The sequence below is a fragment of the Arenicella chitinivorans genome (assembly GCF_014651515.1).
GTDB classification, from domain to species: Bacteria; Pseudomonadota; Gammaproteobacteria; order Arenicellales; family Arenicellaceae; genus Arenicella; species Arenicella chitinivorans.
The window spans coordinates 196,615-222,299 of sequence record NZ_BMXA01000001.1; the positions used below are offsets into that span (position 1 = coordinate 196,615).

Annotated in this window: 24 protein-coding genes; 17 read left to right on the forward strand and 7 right to left on the reverse strand. The window is 51.4% G+C overall.

What is annotated here, in order from left to right; translation table 11 throughout:
- Positions 1-57 precede the first annotated feature (57 nt).
- The 4 genes from IE055_RS00970 to panP all read left to right on the forward strand — a co-directional run bounded on the left by IE055_RS00970 (position 58) and on the right by panP (position 3,821).
- Complete coding sequence (locus tag IE055_RS00970; RefSeq protein ID WP_189398139.1) at positions 58-546, forward strand: 6-pyruvoyl trahydropterin synthase family protein; 489 nt, start codon at positions 58-60, stop codon at positions 544-546.
- Positions 547-1,317, forward strand: a complete 771-nt coding sequence (locus IE055_RS00975; RefSeq protein WP_189398140.1) for a queuosine precursor transporter — start codon at positions 547-549, stop codon at positions 1,315-1,317.
- Positions 1,314-2,018: an SDR family oxidoreductase gene (locus tag IE055_RS00980; protein WP_189398141.1), complete on the forward strand. Its 705-nt coding sequence runs from the start codon at positions 1,314-1,316 to the stop codon at positions 2,016-2,018. The genes IE055_RS00975 and IE055_RS00980 overlap by 4 nt, the downstream gene beginning before the upstream one ends.
- A gap of 141 nt (positions 2,019-2,159) precedes the next feature.
- Positions 2,160-3,821: a pyridoxal-dependent aspartate 1-decarboxylase PanP gene (gene panP / locus IE055_RS00985; protein ID WP_229794061.1), complete on the forward strand. Its 1,662-nt coding sequence runs from the start codon at positions 2,160-2,162 to the stop codon at positions 3,819-3,821.
- A gap of 10 nt (positions 3,822-3,831) precedes the next feature.
- Here the strand turns inward: panP and IE055_RS00990 are convergent, their stop codons facing one another.
- Positions 3,832-4,308, reverse strand: coding sequence for an Lrp/AsnC family transcriptional regulator (locus IE055_RS00990; RefSeq protein ID WP_189398142.1), 477 nt, complete (start codon positions 4,306-4,308; stop codon positions 3,832-3,834).
- 231 nt (positions 4,309-4,539) lie between these two features.
- Between IE055_RS00990 and IE055_RS00995 the strand changes: the two genes are divergently transcribed.
- From IE055_RS00995 to IE055_RS01035, 9 genes are all read left to right on the forward strand, one after another.
- Positions 4,540-5,772 carry a 3-methyl-2-oxobutanoate dehydrogenase (2-methylpropanoyl-transferring) subunit alpha gene (locus IE055_RS00995; protein ID WP_189398143.1) on the forward strand — a complete coding sequence of 411 codons (1,233 nt, stop codon included), beginning with the start codon at positions 4,540-4,542 and terminating at the stop codon, positions 5,770-5,772.
- 1 nt (position 5,773) lies between these two features.
- Positions 5,774-6,787 carry an alpha-ketoacid dehydrogenase subunit beta gene (locus tag IE055_RS01000; RefSeq protein ID WP_189398144.1) on the forward strand — a complete coding sequence of 338 codons (1,014 nt, stop codon included), beginning with the start codon at positions 5,774-5,776 and terminating at the stop codon, positions 6,785-6,787.
- Between the two features lie 2 nt (positions 6,788-6,789).
- Entirely contained in the window at positions 6,790-8,073 is a 1,284-nt protein-coding gene (locus tag IE055_RS01005; RefSeq protein WP_189398145.1) for a dihydrolipoamide acetyltransferase family protein, read from the forward strand.
- Positions 8,074-9,432: a dihydrolipoyl dehydrogenase gene (lpdA, locus tag IE055_RS01010; protein ID WP_189398146.1), complete on the forward strand. Its 1,359-nt coding sequence runs from the start codon at positions 8,074-8,076 to the stop codon at positions 9,430-9,432.
- Between the two features lie 39 nt (positions 9,433-9,471).
- On the forward strand, positions 9,472-10,530 hold the full coding sequence (locus tag IE055_RS01015) for a Glu/Leu/Phe/Val family dehydrogenase (protein ID WP_189398147.1): 1,059 nt from the start codon (positions 9,472-9,474) through the stop codon (positions 10,528-10,530).
- Between the two features lie 218 nt (positions 10,531-10,748).
- The gene (locus IE055_RS01020) at positions 10,749-12,179 is read left to right on the forward strand and encodes a rhomboid family intramembrane serine protease (protein ID WP_189398148.1); all 1,431 of its coding nucleotides are present in this window, start codon (positions 10,749-10,751) and stop codon (positions 12,177-12,179) included.
- Complete coding sequence (locus IE055_RS01025) at positions 12,176-13,522, forward strand: DUF4013 domain-containing protein (protein WP_189398149.1); 1,347 nt, start codon at positions 12,176-12,178, stop codon at positions 13,520-13,522. Before IE055_RS01020 ends, IE055_RS01025 begins: the two co-directional genes overlap by 4 nt.
- A 74-nt stretch (positions 13,523-13,596) precedes the next feature.
- The gene (locus tag IE055_RS01030) at positions 13,597-15,495 is read left to right on the forward strand and encodes a DUF885 domain-containing protein (protein WP_189398150.1); all 1,899 of its coding nucleotides are present in this window, start codon (positions 13,597-13,599) and stop codon (positions 15,493-15,495) included.
- A gap of 16 nt (positions 15,496-15,511) precedes the next feature.
- Positions 15,512-15,928 carry a hypothetical protein gene (locus IE055_RS01035; RefSeq protein WP_229794062.1) on the forward strand — a complete coding sequence of 139 codons (417 nt, stop codon included), beginning with the start codon at positions 15,512-15,514 and terminating at the stop codon, positions 15,926-15,928.
- 34 nt (positions 15,929-15,962) lie between these two features.
- On the opposite strand, the gene IE055_RS01040 is transcribed toward IE055_RS01035, so the two are convergent.
- Positions 15,963-17,336: a class II fumarate hydratase gene (locus tag IE055_RS01040; protein ID WP_189398901.1), complete on the reverse strand. Its 1,374-nt coding sequence runs from the start codon at positions 17,334-17,336 to the stop codon at positions 15,963-15,965.
- Between the two features lie 457 nt (positions 17,337-17,793).
- Here IE055_RS01040 and IE055_RS01045 point away from each other — a divergent pair, with 457 nt between their 5' ends.
- Positions 17,794-18,270, forward strand: a complete 477-nt coding sequence (locus IE055_RS01045) for a universal stress protein (RefSeq protein ID WP_189398151.1) — start codon at positions 17,794-17,796, stop codon at positions 18,268-18,270.
- 68 nt (positions 18,271-18,338) lie between these two features.
- Here IE055_RS01045 and IE055_RS01050 read toward each other — a convergent pair whose 3' ends face one another.
- Positions 18,339-19,445, reverse strand: a complete 1,107-nt coding sequence (locus IE055_RS01050; RefSeq protein WP_189398152.1) for an S-(hydroxymethyl)glutathione dehydrogenase/class III alcohol dehydrogenase — start codon at positions 19,443-19,445, stop codon at positions 18,339-18,341.
- 96 nt (positions 19,446-19,541) lie between these two features.
- The gene (locus IE055_RS01055) at positions 19,542-20,237 is read right to left on the reverse strand and encodes an SDR family oxidoreductase (protein WP_189398153.1); all 696 of its coding nucleotides are present in this window, start codon (positions 20,235-20,237) and stop codon (positions 19,542-19,544) included.
- 119 nt (positions 20,238-20,356) lie between these two features.
- On the opposite strand from IE055_RS01055, the gene IE055_RS01060 reads away from it, so the two are divergent.
- On the forward strand, positions 20,357-21,172 hold the full coding sequence (locus IE055_RS01060) for an SDR family NAD(P)-dependent oxidoreductase (RefSeq protein ID WP_189398154.1): 816 nt from the start codon (positions 20,357-20,359) through the stop codon (positions 21,170-21,172).
- Between the two features lie 58 nt (positions 21,173-21,230).
- Here the strand turns inward: IE055_RS01060 and IE055_RS01065 are convergent, their stop codons facing one another.
- The 3 genes from IE055_RS01065 to IE055_RS01075 all read right to left on the reverse strand — a co-directional run bounded on the left by IE055_RS01065 (position 21,231) and on the right by IE055_RS01075 (position 23,908).
- Positions 21,231-21,788 carry a phosphoribosyltransferase gene (locus IE055_RS01065; RefSeq protein WP_189398155.1) on the reverse strand — a complete coding sequence of 186 codons (558 nt, stop codon included), beginning with the start codon at positions 21,786-21,788 and terminating at the stop codon, positions 21,231-21,233.
- Positions 21,789-21,825: 37 nt separating this feature from the next.
- Positions 21,826-23,121: an NCS2 family permease gene (locus tag IE055_RS01070; RefSeq protein ID WP_189398156.1), complete on the reverse strand. Its 1,296-nt coding sequence runs from the start codon at positions 23,119-23,121 to the stop codon at positions 21,826-21,828.
- Between the two features lie 76 nt (positions 23,122-23,197).
- On the reverse strand, positions 23,198-23,908 hold the full coding sequence (locus IE055_RS01075) for a nucleoside 2-deoxyribosyltransferase (protein WP_189398157.1): 711 nt from the start codon (positions 23,906-23,908) through the stop codon (positions 23,198-23,200).
- Between the two features lie 113 nt (positions 23,909-24,021).
- Between IE055_RS01075 and IE055_RS01080 the strand changes: the two genes are divergently transcribed.
- Positions 24,022-25,023, forward strand: coding sequence for an adenosine deaminase (locus tag IE055_RS01080; protein WP_189398158.1), 1,002 nt, complete (start codon positions 24,022-24,024; stop codon positions 25,021-25,023).
- A 62-nt stretch (positions 25,024-25,085) separates the two neighbouring features.
- Complete coding sequence (locus IE055_RS01085) at positions 25,086-25,682, forward strand: hypothetical protein (RefSeq protein ID WP_189398159.1); 597 nt, start codon at positions 25,086-25,088, stop codon at positions 25,680-25,682.
- The last annotated feature ends 3 nt before the right edge of the window (positions 25,683-25,685 follow it).

The following is a 25,685-nucleotide window of genomic DNA, read 5'->3' on the forward strand; positions in this document are numbered from 1 at the left end:
GTTCTGGTGCAAACCATGTGCCAGCCGAAATTCAACGAAACGACGAACAATCCTGTTATGCCACGATTGACCTCTATAGAAATTTGTAAGCAGTATCTGCACTTTTCCGCCGCGCACTTCACCATTTTTTCAGCCACCGACCGTGAGCGTTTACATGGTCACAACTGGCGGCTCGGGGTCGAGATTACTGGCGAGATTGACGAGAACGGCTTGTGTTTTGATTACGCAATTTATAAGCGTATTTTGAAAGATTTGTGTGCGAAATACGATGAGTACACATTGATCGCACAACAGTCCCCGCATCTAAAAATTAGTGAAGACGAGGACTTCTATCACGTTACGCATAACGGTCGCACACAACCTCTGTTGAAAACAGACACGCTACTGCTGCCGGTAAAGAACATAACTATTGAGGAGTTAGCAGGCTATTTTTTAACACAGCTCACCGAGGATGCAGCGCACCTGGACGCACTCAAGATTCATGCATTTGAAGTGCGAGTGTCATCCGGTCCAGACCAATGGGGCATCGCCCGCTGGAGACGCTAGATGCAAGCCTTGGCAATCAGTGACTCAAAACTTCAGGAACGCCGCGAACGTGTGTTTCTGTTGTTAGCCGGCTTTTTTCTGTGCGCCATGACCTTATTGAATGTGATTGGCATCACACGGTTTGTGCAGGTGGGGCCGATGCAGTTGGCGGTTGGTGTGTTAGCGTATCCTTTGACTTTCTTATGCACTGACCTTATTTCGGAGCTGTATGGGCGAGCACGCGCTAACTTCATGGTGACCGTTGGGTTGGTGCTGAACATTTTTATCCTCGGGATCATGTGGCTGAGCAACGCGTTACCGGCGATTGATCCCGGGATACAGCCGCCATGGCAAACACTGCCTCTGGCCGGTGAAGTGGGATTGCCAAATGGCACCTCCGTGCAAGGCAATGTGGAACTGTTTTCGTTGATCTACGCGAATACAGCTGGCGCCGTCCTAGCGTCGATGGTGGCGTATATCTTGGCCCAATACGTAGATGTGGCACTGTTTCACTGGATTAAGCAAAAGACCCAGGGTAAGCATTTGTGGCTGCGCAATAATGGCAGCACATTGGTGAGTCAGGCTGTCGATTCAATGACGGTGATTCTGGTCACCTTTGGTGCGGTTCTACTTGCCGGCGAGATGAGTTGGGCCGCTGTGTTGACGCTCATGGCCAGCAATTATATTTTTAAGATGGTATCTGCGTTGTTGGATACCCCGATTATTTATGGTTTGGTTCACTTCCTACGACCTTATCTTGGTTTGGTGGATCAACAGGAGACGCAAGCATGAAGCAGGTTTTAGTCATTACGGGTGCGAGTAAGGGGATCGGGCACGCGACCGCTGCACGATTTGCACAGCAAGGTTGGAACGTGGTTAATTTATCGCGCTCGGCTTGTGATATACCGGGCGTGACAAATATGGCCGTGGATTTGACTTCCCCCACCTGGTCGCAAGAGCATGGTGAAGAACTGCAAGCGTTGGTCGGTACACCGCAACGCGTGAGCTTGGTTCACAATGCCGCCGTGATGACCAAAGAATCAGCACAGACCATCACGCCTGTGACCCTGCGACGTGTGCTGGAACTCAATGTGGTGGCGCCAGCGGAGTTGAATCGGTTACTGATCCCTCATATGCTGGCGGACTCGTCGATCATCTACATCAGTAGTACGCTGGGGCGCAAGGCTGTTGCCAACACTCACGCATACGTGGTCTCTAAACATGCGGTGATTGGGCAAATGCGGGCCACCTGTCAGGATCTAGCGGGAACGATGATCCACACGGCTGCAATCTGTCCTGGCTTCACTGAGACTGAAATGCTGCGTGAACATCTGGGTGCACACCCAGATGTGTTAGCGCAAATCACAGCCGGAATCGCGCACCGCCGCCTGGTGCAGCCTGCTGAGATTGCCGAAACCATTTGGTTCGTGGCGCAAAATCCTGTGTTAAATGGTGCGGTGTTGGATGCCAACCTGGGGCAGATCGAGACCTGAGTTCACACATTTCTTGGCTATCTGATGTTTATGCCCATGAGTGCTTGCCTATATAATGGCGTGCTGGTCGACTACTTCACAATCGGCGTCCATACTCTCAGCGATGTTGCTGGCTACACTATCCGCTAGGTCTTATCTGACGTGAAACATACTCCGGTAAAAATAGACTCAACAGATTCACATGCGCTCGCCACCGCGAGCCTTGAAAATCTGTATCGTATTTTCACAGTGCCGGAGGCGCCGAACAGCACTCTGGGCGCTATTGATAAGGAAATTTCTGATAATTTGATGGGCTTTCTTACTGATCGCATTGTCGCGCGTGAACGATCTTTGAAAGCCATTGAAGCGGACTTTTCCGACAGCGATATTCCCGAAGTGCCGCAGTTTGTGTCGGATTACACAGAGTTTGTACTAGATAAGCTGGTGGCGCAGTCAGTGCACACTGCTGCACCGGGGTTTATCGGGCACATGGCAACGCCATTACCCCATTTTATGTTGCCGCTGTCGCGCATTATGGTCGCGCTAAACCAGAATCTGGTAAAAATCGAGACCTCTAAAGCGTTTACACCCTTGGAGCGTCAGGTTTTAGGCATGCTGCACGGTTTGGTGTATGAGCGGAATGCGGATTTTTACGCGGATAATTTGCACAACAGTCGACGTGCGTTAGGGTCGTTCTGTTCAGGTGGCACCACCGCCAACATCACTGCACTTTGGGTGGCGCGAAATCAAATGTTTCGCCCCGATGGTGATTTTCAGGGGCTGGCGCGCGAAGGTATTGCAAATGCCATGCTTCACGCGGGGTATCGCAAACTGGCGATTGTGGTCTCTGAGCGCGGACACTACTCCTTAAGCAAAGCTGCCGACGTGTTGGGCATCGGTCGCAATAATGTGATCTCTGTGCCGACCGATGCGCGTTCGAAGATTGACCTCAAGGCGCTGCGTGCTACCTGTGCTCGATTGCAGTCTGAACAGGTAGGGATTGTCTCGATTGTTGGTATTGCTGGCGCAACCGAAACAGGGCAGGTGGACCCGTTAACCGAGATGGCCGCGATCGCAGCGGACGTTGGCGCGCACTTTCATGTCGATGCTGCCTGGGGCGGGCCAACTCTGATGTCGGACACCTACAAGCCCATTCTTAAAGGCATTGAACTGGCTGATTCAGTTACGATTGATGCGCATAAACAACTTTACGTACCCATGGGTGCCGGGATGGTGGTGTTTAAAGACCCGCAGGCACTCGGCGCGGTGGAGCACCACGCTGAATATATTCTTCGTGCCGGTTCTAAAGATCTGGGGCAGTATTCGATGGAAGGTAGTCGGCCAGGTATGGCGATGTTGGTCCACGCAGCGTTCCATATCATCGGACGCAAGGGATACGAGATCATCATCGATCAAAACGTTGAGAAAGCGAAAGCCTTCGCTCGTATGATCGATGCGCACTCGGATTTCGAGTTAATTACCGACCCAGAACTGAACATATTGAATTACCGTTATGCCCCGGCTGCTGTGCAGTCGCGCTTAGCAAGCGCATCGTCGGCAGAGCAAATGGTGATAAATGATGTGTTGGATCGCGCCAATAAGCGAATCCAAAAGCAGCAACGCGCAGCAGGCAAAACCTTTGTGTCGCGGACACGTTTCTCGCAGCATCGCTATGGCGGTCAGCCGGTGTCGGTGTTTCGTGTGGTTATGGCAAACCCGATGACGACCTTGGAAACGCTGCGAACCATCTTAAATGAGCAGTGTGACTTGGCGCAGCGAGATGGCACGCGCGCGATCCTGTCCGAACTGGATGCCCTGGCTTAAGTGCAGTAGGTCACAGTTGGGTGTGCAACGGTAACTCGGTGGTGTTTTTAATCTCCGTTACCGCCATATGAGAGTGTATTTCGCCGATATTGGGTACTTTTACCAGTAGGTGATTGCGCACAAAAATTTCATAGTGGCGAATGTCCCTCACGACCACTTTTAGCATGTAATCCCAGGCGCCGGTCATGGTGTAGCATTCGACCACCTCATCCAGCTTGGCTACGGCAGCTTCGAACATCTCCATATTTTGCCGCCCAGCCTGGCTTAGGTTGATGGTGGTAAATGCCACGAGGTCCATGCCGAGTGCGTCGCGATTCACTAGCGCTACTTTCTTTTCGATTACGCCCTCCTGTTCCAATCTGTTGATTCGCCGCCAACATGGTGACTGGCTCATATTGAGTTGTTCCGCTATGTCAGCAGAACTGCGATCAGCATTTTCCTGTAGTAATTCGAGGATTGTTATGTCCTGTGGACTCAAATCGATCATTTCTATTCCAAAATATTGCTTTTAGGGTCTATTCTAGACCATAAAGTCTGCTTCTTTGGGTATCAAAGCATAAAAAATGCACAATGTCATCGATATAATTCGGTGCATAATAATTTTAAAGGGGTTGGAGTCTGGTGGCTCACAATGCCTTAACCAAGAACGCTAGGCTAACAACATCACGCACTCGTTGTTGTGCCATTCCACGAACCAGCGTGACTGAAGGAGAATACATTGAGTAAGACTGCTCCCTTACACCTACGTGTGCCTGAGCCGGGTTGTCGGCCGGGTGACGAACCAGATTTTTCCGACTTTGTCATTCCCAAGGCGGGCGAAGTTGATCGTCCATCGTTGGATGTTGACCCGAATGCGATTCGCGAGATGGCGTTTTCGATTATCCGCGTGCTCAACGCGGATGGTGATGCCGTTGGCCCTTGGGCGGGTACCTTGTCGCACGATGAGTTGATCAAAGGCCTGCGCCACATGCTCACCCTGCGCATCTTTGACGAGCGCATGATGAATGCGCAGCGCCAGGGCAAAACCAGTTTCTATATCCAACACCTCGGCGAGGAAGCGGTAAGCTGCGCGTTTCGCAAGGCGTTGGAAAAAGGGGATATGAATTTTCCGACCTATCGTCAGGCAGGCTTATTGATTGCTGGTGGCTACCCGATGGTCGAGATGATGAATCAAATCTATTCTAACTCGAAAGACCCATTGCACGGACGCCAACTGCCAATCATGTATTCATCCAAGGAACATGGTTTTTTCAGTATCTCAGGTAATCTGGGAACCCAGTTTATGCAGTCCGTTGGTTGGGCCATGGCATCGGCTATTTCTGGTGATACCCGAATTGCGACTGGCTGGATCGGCGATGGGTCCACCGCTGAGAGTGATTTTCATGCCGCGCTGGTGTTCGCCTCCACGTATAACGCGCCGGTGGTCTTGAATATCGTCAACAATCAATGGGCGATCTCGACCTTCCAAGGCATCGCACGCGGCGGTGTCGGTACGTTTGCGGCGCGTGGACACGGCTTTGGTATCCCAGCCGTGCGAGTTGATGGTAACGACTATCTGGCAGTCCATGCGGTAGCAAAATGGGCATCAGAGCGCGCCCGTGCCGGCCATGGCCCAACGTTGATTGAGCATGTTACCTACCGCAAAGGCGGGCATTCCTCATCGGACGATCCTTCAGCCTACCGCGCTAAAGAAGAGAGTGATGCTTGGCCTCTGGGCGACCCGATTGAGCGCCTGAAACAACATCTGATTCACGAAGGTGTATGGAGCGATGCACAGCACGAGGCGGCGGAAGCCGAAATTCGTGCCGAGGTGATCGCCGCACAGAAAGAAGCCGAGGCCAATGGGACATTGGGGGCCGGTAAGCTGCCGTCACCGCGCGATATGTTTGAAGGTGTGTATGAAACCATGCCACCGCACTTGGTGAAGCAACGTCAGGAAGCGGGGTACTAGTATGAGCAGAATGACCATGATTGAGGCCATTCGTGATGCGCACGATGTGGCGATGGCTCGCGACGAACGGGTGGTAGTGTTCGGCGAAGACGTTGGCTATTTTGGTGGTGTGTTTCGTTGTACGGCGGGATTGCAGAAAAAGTACGGTAAAACGCGTTGTTTTGATGCGCCGATCAGTGAGCTGGGTATTGTTGGTGCTGCGGTGGGCATGGCGTCTTACGGCTTGCATCCAGTGGTCGAAATTCAGTTCGCGGATTACGTGTACCCAGCTATCGACCAAATTGCATCCGAAGCAGCGCGGTTACGCTACCGTTCAGCGGGCGACTTTACCTGTCCGCTGGTGATTCGGATGCCGACCGGCGGTGGTATTTTCGGTGGCCAGACGCACAGCCAGTCGCCGGAAGCATTCTTCACCCATGTGTGTGGCTTGAAAACCGTCATGCCATCCAATCCGCAAGATGCCAAAGGCTTGTTATTGGCAGCAATTGAGGATCCGGACCCAGTGATTTTTCTGGAACCCAAGCGTTTATATAACGGACCGTTTGATGGTCATCACGATCAGCCAATCGTGCCGTGGAAAAAGCACGACTTGGGTGAGGTGGACGACGACTACTATGTGACGCCGCTTGGTAAGGCAGCCATTCGTCGCGACGGTGAGGCCGTTACTGTTCTGGCTTACGGCACCATGGTGTACGTCGCGGAAGCGGCGGCTGAAGAGTCCGGCATCGACGCAGAGGTGATTGATTTACGCACCTTATTGCCATTGGACATTGACACCATCACTGAGTCAGTCAAGAAAACCGGTCGTTGTTTGATCGTGCATGAAGCGACCAAAACAGGTGGATTCGGTGCCGAGCTTATGTCTCAGGTGCAAGAGGCGTGCTTTTATCATTTGGAGTCGCCAATTATTCGGGTGACAGGATGGGATACGCCTTACCCGCACGCGCAGGAGTGGGATTATTTTCCTGGGCCAGCGCGTGTTATTGCGGCATTACATCAGTTGATGGAGGAGTAGTCATGGGTATTCATACAATTCGATTACCTGACGTTGGTGAAGGTATTGCAGAAGCTGAACTGGTCGAGTGGCATGTGTCTATTGGCGATCAGATTGAGGAAGACGACGTGGTGGCGGCCGTGATGACCGACAAAGCGGCAGTCGAAGTGCCGAGTGCGGTAGCTGGCAAAGTGGTCTGGCTGGGTGGTGAAATCGGTGATTTAATCGCTGTTGGCGCAAAACTGATTCAGTTGGAAGTGGCCGGTGACGGTAATGACAGTCTGGCAGACGTGGTGACGGCAGCCGAGGCCACGGTGGACGATGCCGACGAACCAGCGACTTCGCCAACACCGGTTGCCGAAAACGAAGAGGCGAAACAAACCGCGCCGAAACCAGTTGCGTCCAAGCGTCCAATGACAACTCGCGTGTCTGGCGCAAAACCACTGGCCGCACCGTCTGTCCGTGCACGCGCGCGCGAAGAAGGGGTGGATCTGCGTTCTGTACCCGGAACTGGGCCAGCGGGGCGCATCAGTCACCAAGACTTGAGCGACTTTATTGAAAGCGGTGGTGCGACCCCGGTAGCGCCGGGCGCGCACGTGAAAAATAATAGCGTAAAAGAAGTCAAAGTCATCGGTATGCGACGCAAGATCGCTGAGAAGATGTCGCTTTCCAAATCACGCATTCCGCACATCACGATTGTCGAAGAGATCGACATGACTGAATTGGAAGAGTTGCGCTTAGCCTTAAACAAAAAACACGCTGGTGCGCGGCCGAAGCTGACGCTGCTGCCATTTTTGATGCGTGCCATTGTGGAAGCGGTTCGTGAACAGCCGGAATTAAATGCACGGTTTGATGACGACGCAGGCGTGATTCATCAATACGGTGCGGTGAATATTGGGATTGCTACGCAAACGGATAACGGTCTAAATGTAACCGTAGTACAGCATGCCGAGGCTGCGAACTTGTGGCAGAACGCGCAACGAGTCTCAGACCTAGCGGATGCAGCGCGGGCCGGGACAATCCGATTGGAAGACCTGACTGGCGGTACGATCACCATTACCTCACTCGGTGCGATGGGTGCGATCGCGACGACGCCGATCATCAATCATCCTGAAGTCGCTATTGTTGGCGTCAATAAAATGCAGATTCGCCCGATGTGGGATGGACAACAATTTCAACCTTGCAAGATGATGAATATCTCTTGCTCCTTCGATCACCGTGTGATTGATGGTTGGGATGCAGCGGTGTTTGTGCAAAAGCTCAAAACCCTGTTGGAGTCACCTGCAATGTTGTTCGTGGAGAGTTAAATGGCTGATATTAAAACTAAATTACTTGTGATTGGTGCCGGTCCTGGTGGCTATGTGTGCGCGATTCGTGCCGGTCAACTGGGTGTGGACACCGTCATTGTTGATCCGCAGGCGCATGGTGGCACTTGCCTGAATGTGGGCTGTATACCATCTAAAGCGCTGATTCACGCCGCGGACGAATTTTACCGTATGACACACGCTTCGAGTGGCCCACTGGGGATTTCACTTGGTAGACCTGAGATCGATTTGGGTAAAACAGTGGCCTGGAAAGACGGTATTGTTGAGCGTCTTAACAACGGCGTGGCTGGTTTGCTTAAAAAGGCAAAAGTCCGTTCGATTCGCGGTTCAGCGCACTTTGTCGATGGTAAGACTGTCACAGTAAGCGGAGACGATGAAGAGCATACGATTCGTGCTGAGAACATTGTCATTGCGACAGGTTCCAGCCCGATTGAGTTACCATTTTTGCCGTTTGGCAAGACTATTTTGTCATCGACTGACGCATTGTCACTGTCTGAGGTTCCAAAGGCATTGGCGGTGGTTGGTGGTGGTTACATCGGATTGGAAATAGGTTCAGCGTTTGCCAAGCTAGGCAGCCAAGTTACGGTGGTCGAAGCGGCGGATCGTATTTTACCGCTCTACGACTCTGCTCTGACCAAGCCCGTGGCTAAACACTTGAGCACCTTGGGTGTGTCCGTCATGTTGAACACGAAGGCCGAGAACTACGCAGATGGGGTTCTGCACACAGACCGTGGTGACGTGTCGGCCGAGAACGTGTTAGTGACCGTCGGCCGCCGTCCCAATTTAGATACGGTTGGTGTTGATGAATTGATGCTGTCGATGAACGGCCCGTTCATTGATGTAAATGACGCCTGCCAGACGTCGATGCGTGGTATCTACGCGATCGGTGATGTGACCGGTGAGCCGATGCTCGCGCATCGAGCGATGGCTCAGGGTGAAATGGTGGCCGAGCGTATTGCCGGGCATAAAGTCAGTTGGGACAAGCGCTGTATTCCGGCTGTCTGTTTTACCGATCCCGAGATCGTGAGTTGTGGCTTATTGCCACATGAGGTTAAAGACGCAAAAGTTGGCGAATTTCCGTTCGCAGCAAACGGTCGCGCCATGACCACGGAGCGAGAAGATGGTTTCGTTCGCGTTGTCGCGCGCGCGTCTGATGACGCCGTGGTTGGTATTCAGGCGGTTGGTGTTGGCGTGTCTGAGCTGTCTGCCGCGTTTTCACTGGCAATTGAAATGGGGGCTACTCTGGCCGACATCGGTGCCACCATTCATGCGCATCCAACACAATCAGAAGGTTTGCAAGAAGCGGCATTGCGCGCACTTGGCAAAGCTTTGCATATTTAACCAGATTCTAGTTTAAGAGATTTTAAGAGGGTTTTAGCAATGAAGGCGAGTGAATCTCCATCGTTTGACCACCACGAGCACGTCGCAAAGATAGACGATCCGGTTAGTGGTCTGCGCGCGATTATTGCGGTGCATAACACCAAGTTGGGACCGGCGGTCGGCGGATGTCGGATGTATCCTTATGCCACTGACGCACAGGCGCTCGAGGATGTGTTGCGTTTGAGTCGCGGTATGACCTACAAGTCCGCCTTGGCTGGATTACCGATGGGTGGTGGCAAGGCCGTCATTATCGGTGACCCAGCGAAAGACAAATCCACCGCTTTGTTCCATAAAATGGGTGAGTTTATCGATTCGCTGAACGGCGTGTACGTAACGGCAGAAGACTCCGGTACCTGTGTAGACGATCTGCGCTTAATCGCTGAGCAAACCAACCATGTTTTGGGTGTAAATGCAGAACAGGAGTTTGGTGGTGATCCGTCGCCATTAACTGCCTATGGGATCTTCTGTGGCATCCGCTCTGCGGTCAACTACAAACTTCACCAAGACAGTCTAACCGGGGTCACCGTTGCAGTGCAGGGTGCGGGTGCGGTGGGTCGTTACTTGATCAAGCTGCTGATTGAAGCGGGCGCCGACTGTGTTGTGTGCGATATTAATCCGCAAAACTTGGCCAAAGCTGAAGCGTTGGGCGCTAAAGTGGTGTCTGTTGATGAAATTATGCGTGTGCCTGCGGACGTGTTTGCACCGTGCGCTATGGGGGCAATATTGAATGATGACACCATTCCTCAACTTGTGGCGACCATCGTTGCAGGTGGCGCTAACAATCAGCTGGCGCGCGCTGAACATGGTGCCCAGTTGCAGGCGCGCGGTATTCTTTACGCACCGGATTTTGTTATAAATGCAGGCGGGATCATCGAAATATATCGTCAGTACAAAGACCTTCCTATGGCGGAGTGCCGAAGTAGAATCGAGGGTATTGGCGATACCTTGCATAAGATTTTTGAACGCAGCGACGCCGATGGTTTGACAACGGCGGAAGTGGCAGAACAGATTGCAGAGCAGCGATTCAAGCCCTCCAGCGGTGTAAGCGACGCTGCCTAGTACGGTTTTTATGGCCTGGCGGCGGTAACCCGCTAGGCTTACCGCCTAGGTCGCAATGGGGCGGCGCCGAACGCTACACAGACGGTTGTGCCGGCTGCAATGATAAGGATTTTTCAAGCCTCTGTACGACACTGCTCGCATACGCTAACATTGGGCGTTACCCTGCTAAGTACAGCTTACGCAAAACTCATCAAACCGTTGGGATCCCAGTTGCTCGCATGATTATTGTGCCGGTTGAAAAAAGGATTGATTGGAAGCGCCCGCCAATAGTGCTGCTCTCGATTGTCGTCCTGAACATCCTTATTTTTGCGTTCTATCAGTCTAGTGATATAGAGCATGTGACCGAGGCGGTCTCCTTGTACGAGTCCTATGAACTTGAAGAGCTCGAAATTAATGCCTTTCGTTCTTATATGCGCAAGGTTGACCCGAGCTATGAGGTCGACCGCAGTGACATGGCGTTGGTCTGGCGCATGGCAAGCGACCAACGGTTTGCCCAATTTCTAGACGAACATCAGAAACGCTATATTCCGCTCAAGAAACGATCCAAATGGAAGCGGATTCGAGCGCAGATTAATGATGAAGTCGCAAAGATCAGCTCTAACGCGTTTGGGCTTGACCCCAATAACATCACGCCGTTAACGCTGATCACGCACTTGTTTCTGCATGGCGGTATTGATCACCTGTTGGGGAATATGGTGTTCTTATTACTAACCGGGTTCGCCGTGGAAGCAGCCTTGGGCAGTAAGCGATTTCTGGCGTTTTATCTTATTTCCGGCATCGGGTCTGGGTTGCTGTTTTCCGGCATCGAAACTATGTCAGGCTCGCTAAGCCCCGGATTGATCGGCGCGTCAGGTGCAATTTCCGGCGTCATGGCGATGTACGTGGTGCTATTCGGAATGCGGAAGATCGAGTTTTTTTACTGGTTGTTTGTGTTCACCGGTTACTTCCGCGCCGCAGCAATTATTATGTTGCCGGCTTACATAGTCAAAGAGCTTTTTATGCTGCTTTTCAGCGAGGGCTCCAATGTCGCTTATATGGCACACGTTGGTGGATTTCTAACTGGGGCGGCCTTGGTTTACGTGCAGCGGAAACTGCAGTCGAGTGTGATCGATGATGAGTATCTTGCCGAGCCGGAGACCAACGTCGACCCGCGCTTACGTAGTCTACAGTCAATCTACAATCATCTTGGCCAGTGTGAGTTTAAGCAAGCGTACGCTTTACTTAAGCCTTTAAAGCAATCCGACCCCAACAACCCAGAGTTAAACGAAATCGAGTTTAATATATTCAGCGCGTTAACCGGCCCCAAAATCGGGGACTATCTAATTCAGCGAATCGGCAAAGCCGGCAACAGTAAACGGATTCTCATTGCGCAATTGAGGATGTGGCGTCGCATGAAACCCGAAGTGAAAAATACGTTGTCGTTTGAGCAAAAGGCTTATCTATTGGGTAAAGGCTTGGAGTTAGGTCGACCTGACTTGTCAGAAGCAATCTACGCCGAATTGGAGTCAGAGGCTGGGAGAGAGTTGGAAATCGCCACCCTGGCGCGGCGAATAGCCATCCATTTTCAAAAACTTGGCCGTGAAGAGAAAACCCGTCATTACGATAAGCAGGCGCGGGGGTTGATGGCGGCACCGGGGGCACCAGCATGACGCACTGCACCTATCATCCGTTAAAAACAGCAATTCGCACTTGTGAGAACTGTGACCATAATTATTGTGACGCGTGCTCCGATGAGTCTGCATTGCGGCATAACCCTTCAGCTGAGTACGCCTGTTTCATCTGTGGATTCAGTCTTTTAAACCTGAAAGCGGAATCTGAGGTCGAGCCTTTTTGGCGACGTTTGGGTGATGTTTATTTGTACCCTCTGAGCGTGTCCGCGCTCATTGTGCTGTTTGCTACCTCGTTTCTGGCGGCCAGTTTTTCTCAGTTAGGTCTGTTGAGTTTGCTGCCTGAAATCGCGATCTCGCTGTATAGCTTTGCCTGTCTCCGGGAAACAGCGCATGGCAATATGCAGGCGCCTGGGGTCGAAGCGTGTTTTCAAGGGTCCATAAAACCCGTGATCAGCGTGGTGTTCGTAGTGGTGTTTGCGACTTTTACGACCGCTAAAATATTTGCCTCATTTGGCGTTGGTCTGGGTATTTTGGCCACATTCTTCTACATGGTAACGCTACCAGCCGCAATCTTAGTGATTGCAATCGAAGGTGATTTTTTTCCCGCGATCAATCCGCAGCGCTTAATGTCGGTGGTGAGCGCCACCGGAACTTCCTACTTTGTGATGCTGCTATTTCTCTTCATTATGTTAGGTTCCGTCGGCCTGCTCAGCTCGTTCATTTTTAGTGAACGATTAGCCTCACTCTCGATCTTTGCGCAATCAATCATCTCAAATTATTACGGCATAGTGACTTTTCACATTCTCGGGTATCTGGTGTATCAAAACCGTTACAAATTGGGGTTTGAAGGGCAGAACAATATCACTGCGCCGGATATTCGAGATGATGTTGATTGGCTTAATGCGAAGCTCGAAGTGTTGATTAAGTCTGGAGACTATCCGGCTGCGATTGAGCTTGCCAAGCAGCAGGTGGCCGCATCAAACTCACAGCTATGGCAGTGGGGTCGATGTTTCAAGCTGATGTGTACTGGCAGATCCTTTAAAGAACTCGAATCCTTCGCGCCGAAGTATTTCGATAAACTAGCACTAATGCGGCATGATGATGAGTTAGCTGACAGCTACATGATGCTCAAGAAACGTGTTCCTGCGTATCAGCTTGATGACGCTGAGCGGTGTATGACCGTCGCACGCAGTTTGTTCGACTTGGGGCAGTATCCCTATGTCATTGACATGCTGCAGGACTTTCATAAACGTGATGCCGACGATGATCTGATCAATCTATCGTTACAGATGGTGCGCGACAGTTACAAAAAAATGCCGGGTAAGGAAAAGAACGCGCAGTTTTTCCAAAACATTTACACTATGCGCAACGCTTCCGCTTAGACTTGCATCCTTATTTTGCATACGGCTATGATCGAACCACAATTAACCAAACATTCTGCCTGAGAGGCTCATTTATGCGTCCCCTTTACCTTGTTTTATTCTCAAGTCTGTTGTTTGCCTCTGATGGCAATGCAGAACAGTCCCAGCCCGCAGCCGATACGCAGGTAAGCGCAACGGCCCAAAGCACTGCCGCCAGTGCGCCTGCGGCGCAAGAAAAGTCCGAAACCGAAAAACTCAATGAGTGGTTTGAAGTTAAATACGAAGAAGAGCTCATGAAAAGTCCAATCGGCCTGACATTCCAGGGACGTAAAGAGCGTTACGGTGAGTTGGATGATTTGACTGAGAAAGCGCAGATCGAACAAATCGACTGGAAAGGGCAGACGGTGGCTGAAATGAAAGCCATGTTTGACTACGACAAACTCACGCCAGACGCGCAGCTCTCTTATGATCTCTGGGAGCACCAGTACCAAATGGCTGAGGCCAGTAAGCCCTTCATGCGCCGTGGTTACGTGTTTCACCAAATGAATGGGGTACACTCGTTCATCCCGACCTTTATGATTAATTTCCATAAGGTCGATAGCGAGCAAGATATGGTGGACTATGTGTCGCGCCTGCGTGCAATCGGGCCTGGCATGAATGAATTGATCTCACAGGCTAAAACCGCGGCGAGCGAAGGGGTTCGTCCGCCGCGTTTCGCGTATGAAATCGTCACCGACGAAGCCAAAGCAATCATTACCGGAAAACCGTTTGATGACAGTGATACAGCGTCATCGCTTTGGGCTGATGTGAATGCCAAAGTGGCCGCATTAGTAGAGAAGGAGGCCATTACTCAAAAGCGTGCCGATGAGTTAACTGCGCAAGCTAAGGCCGCATTGTTGGAGAGTTTGGCGCCTGCCTATAAAAACCTGGTGACGTTCCTGACTGAGGATATCAAACAGTCAGATGACGTTGCACAAGGTGTGCACGCCTTGCCACAGGGCGATGCGTTCTATGCCTACCGACTGAAGACCATCACTACCACGGATATGACTGCGGATGAAATTCATGAGTTGGGTCTGAAGGAAGTCGAGCGCATTCGTGCCCAAATGGAAGCGATCAAGGACCAAGATGGCTTCAAAGGTACACTGCAGGAGTACTTTGCACACATTCGAGACAGCAAAGACAATTCGCGTTACTACTTCGATAACACCGATGAAGGTCGACAAGGCTATATCGATGCGGCGACAGCAGCAATCGACAACATCAAAAAGGAATTGCCAAACTACTTTGGAATTCTGCCGCAGGCTGACCTGGTCGTAAAACGTGTTGAGTCATTCCGTGAGCAAGATGGGGCACCTCAGCATTATTTTCCTGGCACACCAGACGGTTCTCGTCCAGGAATCTACTACGCACACTTGTCGGACATGAAAGCCATGCCGAAAAATGAGTTGGAAGTGATCGCCTATCACGAAGGTCTGCCTGGTCACCACATGCAGATTTCCATTGCTCAGGAGTTGAAGGATATCCCGACGTTCCGAACCCAAGCCGGCAGCACGGCCTATATCGAAGGCTGGGCACTGTACAGTGAAGCCTTAGCGAAGGAGATGCCCGACACGTATACTACGCTGAACTCTGAATTCGGTCGCTTGGGGAGTGAGATCTGGCGTGCAATTCGTTTGGTGGTAGACACTGGAATGCACCATAAAAAGTGGTCTCAACAGCAAGCGATTGATTTCTTTGCGGCCAACTCACCAGCACCGCAGCAGGCAATTGAAGCAGAAATTCGTCGCTACCTGGTCATTCCTGGGCAGGCCACAGCCTATAAGATTGGCATGATAGACATTCAGCGTTTACGTAAGATTTCTGAGGATGCGCTGGGTGACAAGTTCGACATTCGTGCGTTCCATGACACGATTTTGGGCGGTGGTGCACTACCGTTAAACCTGCTCGAGCGCAAAGTGAAGCGCTGGATCCAGGAAACCAAACAGGCCTAAGCTAACGCGAATATTCGTGGGTATAAATATAAAATGGCGCTCACCGGACGAAATTATCGGTGAGCGCTACATGCGACGCTGGCATCTACGACGCAAGTCTGGTCGGCACAATTTGTATCTGCACCGATACGATGGCAGTGACGATGATCGCGCCTTACATGATCATCCGTGGCGCTCAATCGGTGTGGTGTTGTGGGGGCGCTTGTACGAAGCGACGCCAACCGGCGTCAGACGCCTTTGGCCATTTATTCCGAAATACCGCAGAGCCGAATACGCACATCGTCTAATACTCGAAGGTCGTGTTGCCTACACCCTGTTTTTTACTTTTCCTAAACAACGTGAGTGGGGTTTCCTTTGCCCAAAAGGTTGGGTTCACTGGCGGGAGTTTACCGATCAGAGTGGTCAGCAAACGGGCGCTGGTTGCCCTGAATAATACAGTTGGCAACCAGCACACCGCCTGGCCCACCTCACACATTCGTCAAATTCAATGGATTGAGAAGTTGTTCTAATTCTTCTCTGCTTAAGTCAGTGTGTTCCTGCGCGACATCGATAATCGGACGCCCGCTGGCGTATGCGGCCTTAGCGATCTCGGCCGCAGCTTCGTAGCCGATTTTTGGATTCAACGCAGTTACCAGTATTGGGTTCGCAGCGAGCGGCTTCTTAATGTTTTCAAGTTTAATAGTAAGGCGTCGAATGGCCAATTCCGCCAGATGTGTGCAGGCATTTTGCATAAGCTCGATGCTCTGAGACAAGTTGTATGCGATGACGGGCAACATGGTGTTGAGTTGAAAATTACCGGATAGACCAGCCGTTGTGACGGTTGCATCGTTGCCGATTACTTGCGCACAGGCCATGCTCACGGCTTCTGGAATAACTGGGTTCACCTTGCCTGGCATGATGCTGCTGCCTGGTTGTAGTGGCTCGAGCTCGATTTCACCCAGCCCAGACAGGGGCCCGCTGTTCATCCAACGCAGGTCCGAGCAAATCTTATTCAGACACACTGCCAAAACTTTTAAATGACCGGACAGAGCAACCGACAGGTCTTGTGAGCTGATCGCGCGGAAAAAATTATCGCTGGCGGTAAAGTCGTAATCAGTGTGATCGCTGATAGCGGCAGCAAATCGGGTGGCGAATTCAGGGTGTGTGTTGACGCCGGATCCGATCGCGGTGCCACCCTGTGCCAACTCAGTCATGTTGCCAATGAAGTCATCGATCGCCAATCGGCTGGCGCGCAGTTGCGCGGACCAAGCTGACATTTCCTGGCCTAGGGTAATGGGCATGGCATCCATGAGGTGCGTGCGCCCAGTTTTGGCAACGTAATTGAGCGGCGCGGCACGCTGATCGATGGCCTCAATTAATTGTCTGATAGACGGGAGTAGGGCGTCGCGAACTTGCTGCACACAGGTAACCTGGATCGCCGTTGGAATGACGTCGTTACTGCTCTGGCCCATATTAACGTGGTCGTTTGGGTGTACATCAATTTGCCATTCACGCCGACACAGATTGGCCACCACTTCGTTCATATTCATGTTGGTGCTGGTGCCGGAACCAGACTGGAATATATCGATCGGGAACTGATCCAAGTGTTTGCCCGCCAAAATTCGACTGGCAGCGAACTGGATAGCACGAGCACGCTCTGGATCGAGCAGGCCAAGTTCACCATTCACCTGCGCGGCAACTTTTTTAATCAAAGCTAAACTTTGAATGTAGCTGGCTGGAAAGCGTAGGTCACTGATATTGAAATTATTGATAGCGCGTTGCGTTTGTGCACCGTACAAGGCGGCATCTGGAACACGGACGCGACCCAGACTGTCGGATTCTATGCGACTCTTGAACTTAATCCCCACGATAATGTTACCTCATTTAGTTTGAAAGTCTGGGCATCTTTGTGTTTCGCCGTCGGCTCTCTTTATTCATCGTCGATGCGCGTTCCCCTCGGTGTTGCGCCTCTGTTTACAGTGCTCAGTCGGTGCTGCAGTCTGCGTAGAAAGATAAGCAAAAAAAATGCCAAATAGCACACTGAATTCTGTTGCCTAACATTGCCGCTAACTATTGATGATAACCAACCTTCACACAAGGTGATTCGTGCGGTTTAAATTTGTTTGGGGCATATCCACCAGTTTTGATGGTTTAAATCAACCATTGTTGGTGCATGTCCCGTGTTGTTCGGTTGGGTCAACGGGCGAAAGCAGCGGTCAATGTTGCTGGTTTGCAGACAGGCTTGTGCAATTTTCTGTGACAGGTGTATGCTATTGAGAATAACTTGCTCTGCAACAGCTAAATTTATTCGAGGTCCTTATGTCCGAAAGTGCCCAACCCAAAGCAGTGTCTTATGCACGGATTCTTGTTGCTGTGGATGATGAAGAATATCTACCTGTATGTCGGCGTGCAGAACTCTTGGCTACCCAGTTTGATGCCGATGTGATGCTGATTCATGTGATGGAGCCGTTTTCACCAGTGGTGGCGCCAGGTGTCATGGGCGGTGCCAGCATTATTCCCGATACCGAGGCCGAAAATTACGATGAGGCGCTGAAATTGGCGCGGCGCAGATTGGTCGATATTGCCGCGGCCATGACGATCGAGAAAGTAGAAACCAAAGTGGTTGAAGATGGCGACATCGCCCGCGCAGTGCACTCTGAAGCGGAGGCACACGGTAGTGATCTAATTGTCGTCGGCAGTCACGGTCGACACGGCTTAGCATTGTTATTCAGCGGCTCGACTGCAGTAGATCTTTTGAAGCAATCGCCTTGCGACGTGTTAGCAGTGACCTTGTAGACGGGTTGTCGAGAACGTAGACTTCCAACCGTCTGGGCCGGAAGTCTACAACGATGTAATCACTGAGCTCAGAACTCAATCACACTGCGGATACTCTCGCCTGCATGCATTAAATCGAACGCTGCATTAATGTCATCCAGTGGCATTTTATGCGTGATGAGTTTATCGATGTCGATTTTGCCGTCCATATACCAATCTACGATTTTGGGTACGTCGGTGCGACCTCTAGCACCACCAAATGCAGTGCCACGCCACACGCGACCGGTGACCAGTTGGAATGGGCGAGTGGAAATTTCTTGGCCGGCACCTGCCACGCCAATGATGATGCTTTCGCCCCAGCCCTTATGACAGCATTCCAGTGCCTGACGCATTGTATTAACGTTACCAATGCACTCAAACGAATAATCCGCACCACCATTGGTGAGGTCTGCGATCGCTTCTATCAGGTCGTCGGTCTGACTCGGATTGATAAAGTCGGTCATGCCAAACTCACGTGCAATCCCAACTTTGCTCTCATTGAGGTCGATGCCGATAATCTTATTGGCACCAACCATGCGCGCTCCCTGAATAACGTTTAAGCCAATACCACCAAGACCAAACACCACGACGTTCGACCCCGGTTCGACCTTGGCATCAAATACCACTGCGCCGACGCCGGTGGTCACACCACACCCTATGTAGCATATCTTGTCGAACGGTGCATCTGAGCGAACTTTGGCCAGCGCTATCTCTGGCAGAACGGTGAAATTGGCAAACGTTGAGCAGCCCATATAGTGCAATATCGGCTTGCCGTTCAGAGAGAATCGAGATGTACCATCAGGCATTAGGCCTTGACCCTGAGTAGTGCGAATGGCTTGGCATAAATTGGTTTTAGGGTGCAAGCAGTAATCACATTCGCGACATTCTGGTGTGTACAAGGGGATTACGTGGTCGCCGGGTTTGAGAGATTTCACGCCGGGTCCAACTTCGCGTACGATGCCCGCGCCCTCGTGCCCCAGAATCGCTGGGAATGCCCCTTCAGGGTCTTCGCCTGAAAGCGTAAAGGCATCAGTATGGCACACGCCGGTGGCCATGACCTCGATCAATACTTCACCGGGTTGCGGACCTTCCAGCTGCACTGTTTCCAGGGTTAAGGGTTGACCTGCTGCGTGTGCGACAGCGGCTCTTACATCCATAGTGACCTCCGAAGATATAGAGAGTTATTGTGCTTAGATCGTGTGTTGCACCCGAGTATACGCGGCTCGATTAAGAATGCGAAATGGCTTGATTTGCTAGATGGCTCGATTTGAGATAACACTGAAATTGGGAAGGGTGTCGGCGGATACCAGAGCGAGGTCAGCAATTCGGTTGGCTAATCGTTCAACTGCCACGAAGTGCCCGGGGAATACCCGTGAAAATGGTTTCATGACGGGTTCTAGGCGAATCTGGCGGCCTTCAGTATTGTGTCGGGTGCCAAAAATTACGCCTGGTTGTAAGACGATCGCACAGTGCCTATCGTTACGTTGACTGAATTCTTCCGCTGCTGTGAAAGCAAGCCGTTTGCCCTCTGCATAGCCAAAGTACCTATTGTTCATTGGCCAAGGGATTTTGGCGCCCAGTAGGATGACGCGTTGAATGCCTGCGCGTGCGGCTGCTTCGATTGCGTTGCGATTGGTAATGCCATTCTGGTGTATGGCTTGTTGATAGGCGTGGTCAGAAAATGTTGGCAAAGGCGGCGCACCGACTAAGCAAATTAAGATATTCGCAGTGCTAAGTAACTTTTCGTCCGGATCAGCGGCATCACCTTTACACCAACGGACCTGTTCGCTCCATGCCTCATCTTTGAGGTGTAAGGGTTTGTGCCCACTGCGACTTAAGCAGACCACGCAAGCGCGTTCCACCAAGGCTTTGGCAACATGGGTACCAACAAAGCCGTTGCCGCCGTATATGATGACTTTGGTTTTTTGCTGATTGTCTTGTTCCGGCATTGGCACATTGAATCCTGAGCGAATTGATACTTAGTAAGTCGACCCCTAGGATAGTCTGAGTCGTGTTGAGAAAATGTATTGGGTTAGTCAACCGTACATTTTGATGTTATAAACGCCGAATGAAAATAAAAAATAAAAGTGTTGTCGTCACCGGCGCGGCTGGAGGGATTGGTTCTGCTTTGTGTCGTGCACTTGCGGCTGGCGGCGCAAATGTGGTGGTTTCTGATCTGAATCTGGAGGCGGCACAGTCACTTGCGAGTGAAATTGGTGGGCATGCGGTTCAATGCGACGTGAGTAACGCGTTGAATATTGATGCGCTGATCGAGCAAGCTGAAGGCGCGGTCGGACCCATTGACCTATTTGTTTCGAACGCGGGTTTTGGCGTCGGTGAGCCGAGCCATGCCGCATCGGCTGATGACGCGGTTTGGCAGAAAAACTGGGAATTACACGTGATGGCGCATGTCTGGGCGGCACGTAACTTGTTGCCTAAAATGATCGAGCGTGGCGATGGCTACTTAGTTAATGTTGCGTCCGCAGCCGGTTTGTTAGTCCAGATTGGTGACGCGGCCTACAGTGCCACCAAGCATGCCGCAGTATCACTGGCTGATTCTCTTGCGATTGCACATGGTCACCAAGGGGTTAAAATCTCCGTGGTCTGCCCGCAATATGTGAACACGAATATCCTAGCTATCTCGGAGGCTGAGCGGCAGCAGAATCTGCCGGGAGTGATCACGCCAGAGCAATGCGCTGAGCGTATCTTAGAGGGTATTGACGAGGAGCGATTCATGATCCTGACACACCCAGAGGTGGCAGGGTATTATCAGAATCGCGCTAATGACCCGGATCGCTGGGTGCAAGGTATGCAGCGGTATCGCGCCGCCGTAGTCGACGAACATGGTCAGGTGGATTTTCGCAAAATTTTCGGCGTACACTAGTTCGCCTGCACCAACCGGAGGTCCTCTTCGAGCGCCTCCGGTGGTCCCGAATTGGGCGTTAGTTGATCGTTGGAAGGGTGTCGGCGATATTTGGCTTGCCTTGTTGGATTTCCTCCAATGTTAGCCCTTTCAGCTCGTGAGGGAATACCAGCCAACCGTCGGTCTCATTGACGTAATAATCTGGCTCAATGTCGGTTTGATTGCGTGCTGGCTTATACCAGGGACAGGCGATTTTGATTTGTTCTGGCATATTGCGACGGGTCTTCTTTTTCAGGCGTTCTAGGATCGCCAAAATACTGCGGCCGGAATCAAACACGTCATCCACCAGCAGGACACGATCGTCGGCATTGATATTGTCAACGATGTAGTCCAGTCCGTGAACGCGTACCGTTTTTTCCTGTTGATCAATATTGGTGTACGACGAGGTACGAATCGCAATATGGTCAGTCTGTATTCCAGCGTAATCCAGATACTCCTGAATCGCAATCCCAACAGGTGCGCCACCACGCCACACGCCGATAATAAAATTGGGTTTAAATTCGCCTTCACACACCTGTTTGGCAAGTTTGAAGGAATCGCGCAGGAGTTCCTCCGCAGTAATAAATATCTTGTCCATAATTCTGTTGTCGCAGCCCGAAATGGCTGGCCGCATATTATAAAAAGGTGAACTTTAACGCGAAAATGATCGCAATGATATAGACCGCCAACGGACACTCAGAGGCGCGTCCGGCTAGCGTTTTAATGGCGGCGTAGGTGATAAAGCCTAAGCCAATGCCATCAGCGATTGAGTAACTCAATGGCATACTGATTGCCGCGACCACCGCCGGTGCAGTATCGGTTATGTCATCCCACTCCAAATCGGCCAATGACCGCACCATGATGCAGGCGACAAACAGTAAGGCAGCCGCGGTAGCAAACGGGGGGATACTTTGCGCCAATGGCGCGATGAACAAGCAGGCCAGGAATAAAACGCCAGTCACGATTGCAGTAAGCCCAGTGCGACCGCCGGCCTCTACACCAGCAGCACTTTCCACATAGCTGGTGGTGGACGAGGTGCCGAGCAGTGCGCCAGCAGCCGTGGCGGATGAGTCCGCCAGTAAGGCGCGGTTGAGGCGTGGCAACTTGCCGTCGGCATCCAGCATATTTGCGCGCGTGGCAACCCCAACCAGTGTGCCGGCGGTATCAAATACATCGATTAGCAGCAAGGTGAGAATCACAGTCAGCATCGAGACGTTTAGCGCACCACTGATATCGAGCTCCAGCAGAGCGCTGGCACTTGGCGGCGCAGAGACCACACCTTTGAATTCAGTGAGGCCAGTTCCCCAGGCAATCACAGTGACAACCAGAATGCCGATGACCACGGCACCGACCACGCCGCGAGCAGTCAATGCGGCGATGAGTGCGAAACCAAGCATCAACAACATTGGCGCCGGCTGCGTCAGATCGCCGAACGATATCAGGGTGGCCGGATTATCCACCACGACCTCACCATTGCTCAGGGCGATGATCGCAAGGAATAAACCAATACCCGCGGCCATACCCAGTTTAAGTGAACGCGGGATGGAGTTAATTAGCCATTCGCGTACCGGCAGCACGCTAATAATGAGGAACAGCACGCCGGAAATAAAAACCGCCCCCAAAGCGACTTGCCAGCTATGCCCCATTCCGATACAGATGCCGTAGGCAAAAAAAGCGTTTTGCCCCATGCCCGGTGCGAGCGCAATAGGATAGTTAGCCAATAGCCCCATGGCGATACTGCCAAGCGCAGCGGCTAAGCAGGTCGCCACGAAGACGGCGCCGAAATCCATCCCGGCTTCTGACAGGATCGCGGGGTTGACGACCGTGATGTAAGCCATCGCCAGAAACGTTGTCAATCCGGCGATGAGTTCGCGCTGGATGGAGCTGTGATTGCGTTCAATCGCAAAAAAGTTGTTGAGCCAGTTATTCATGCGTTGCGTACCATGGCGAGTAGCAAAGCGACAAACGGAGTACGCCTTGCTGGAGAATGCTCTGAAAATGAGCAGATTAGTGAGTGATGCCTTGTTTTAGTTGGGACTGCAGTGTTTGCGCGATTTGCAGAACTGCGGCTTCAAAACTGTTGGCGATCTCGCCACGGCCAGATTCGAGCGCTCCGATCATCATCAAATTGTCGGCCATTTGAAAATCTTCAATGGACTGGCCGTGAGCGTCTTTACCTGGATTGTCTGCGTCGACAGGGTAATGACGAGCAACGCGCTCGGCATAGATTCCAGGTGCTTCGTTTTTACCATAAAACGGTTTGGCATCGTAGTAGGCAAACACGGGTTTGTTTAAGCCAGCCATGTAACCCATTTCGAATGCGGTACCAACGTCCATGCTAGGGCCGCGAAAGCGTACCATATTGGCAGTTATAAAATGAGCCTTGTTCATAAGGTCTATATTCGCGTGATAGATTTTCATGCCGGTTTTAAAATCAGGCGCAAAATCATCGATTTCGTTGTCCATCGGATATAAGCCAACCAAGGTGAAAGGCCAGTTATGCTCCTTATTTAGTCGCTCGATGGTTTGTTTTTTGTCGACGCCAGCTTGGATTGGGTCGGGTAAAAACACTTCGGGTCCGGCCAGGTAAATGTAGTAGGTCGGCTTGGCATCGTCAGGAATGTTTTTAGCCTGTGCCGTCGCCGTTAACAGTGCGGCGAAGAAGGTAAGAGTGAAGTAAAAATGTACTGAAAAATATCGGGAACGAGAGCGAATCACGAGTAGAAACTCCGGTAAATTGGTCGAACAAAAATGCGTATAATGACCTTACCACGTTGACGATAATTTGTGTTCGCTTCACCTTCCTAATTCCTAAAAACGAGTGAATTTTCATGCTTGATCAATACGCTGAATGGCTAGCGACAATACCTAAAACTGAACTGCACTTGCATTTGGATGGCAGTTTACAAGCGCACCGCATGTTATCACTGGCCGCCAAACATGGTATTGGTCTGCCCTATGCCTCAGTCGGCGAGGTGGAAGCCGCATACCAATTCAAGAACCTGCAGAGCTTTCTCGATCTGTATTATTTGGGTGCCTCAGTGTTGCGTGACGAAGAGGACTTCTATCATTTGATGATGGACTATTTGCTCGTCTGTCGCGAACAAAATATTGTGCACTGCGAGATTATGATTGAACCACAAACCTATGCCCCCAATGGTGTGTCTTTCTCAACCATGATGGCTGGGTTCACACGGGCGGTCGACGAGGCCGAACACGATTGGGGGCAGTCTGTTGGTTTGATTTTGAGCCTTTTACGACACCTGAGTGAGGAAGACGCACTGCAGACCTTAACTGCGGCGGATGAGTTTCGAGACCAGTTTGTCGCGATTGGACTTGCCAGCGCCGAGTTAGGAAATCCACCCGAGAAGTTCGTACGTCTGTATGCTGCGGCGCGTGAGCGCGGTTATCGTTTGGTGGCACATGCCGGCGAAGAAGGTCCAGCTGATTACATTTGGCAGGCATTAAAGCGCTTGCAGGTAGATAGAATTGATCATGGCGTGCGGTGTGTCGATGATCCAGAGTTGATGGCGCACTTGGCAGAAACGCGCATACCATTGACCGTATGCCCGCTCTCGAACGTACGTTTGCGTGTGTTCGAGCGTATGGCAGACCATACGCTCTTGCAACTGCTTGAAAAGGGACTCTGTGTGACTGTTAACTCGGACGATCCTGCGTATTTCGGTGGCTATTTGTCTGAGAACTACCATGCCATGCACGTGGCACTCGGACTAGACCGTTCTCAGACGCTGGCTCTGATTCGAAATGGGTTTGAGGCCAGTTTTCTGTCTGACCAGAAGAAACAAATGTATTTGGTTCAGCTGGCCAACTAGGAGTGATAAATTGACTCGTAACGAGAGTAACGAAGATTACAGAATCGACACTGTGTATTCTCGTGAATCCCAAGTTGGGTATGATGCCGGTTTACCCTAACCCAAACCCAAGTACGGTGGCGTATGCCGCACCCATTATTATGAAAAAATTAACCCTAATCCTGACTGCTGGGCTCACGTGTTGCTCATTGGCGGTTGTCGCCCCGACCTTCGCCCAACAGGAAGGCACCATCAGTAAAGACGAGTTTGTGCAAAGCCAACTGGCGATGATGCAGCGACTTAAAGATGCTCAGGCTGATATCGAAGCCAATAACGACAAAGCGCTTAAAGAGCAGTTGTCGCCCGAAGCGTATGCTGAATACCAAGCTGAGATGTCAGAGTACAAACAGGAGCAAGAGGCGAAAGTGGCAAACTGTCTTGGTGTGCCGACAGATGAAGTCGCTGGCATGTCGGAGAAAGTTGGACCGGATTTCCAAATGCAACTAATTAAAGCATGCTCCAGCAAATTGCCTGATACCTTGAATCTCAATGCGCTGGATCTGGAGTCGAATACCGGCCTGGCAGAATATCGTGAATGTGCGGAAGAGATGGTTGCGAAGGAAATCGGCGTTTCATCCGAAAAATTGCGCAGTTGCAGTGAATTGGCAGAAGATATGTAAGCA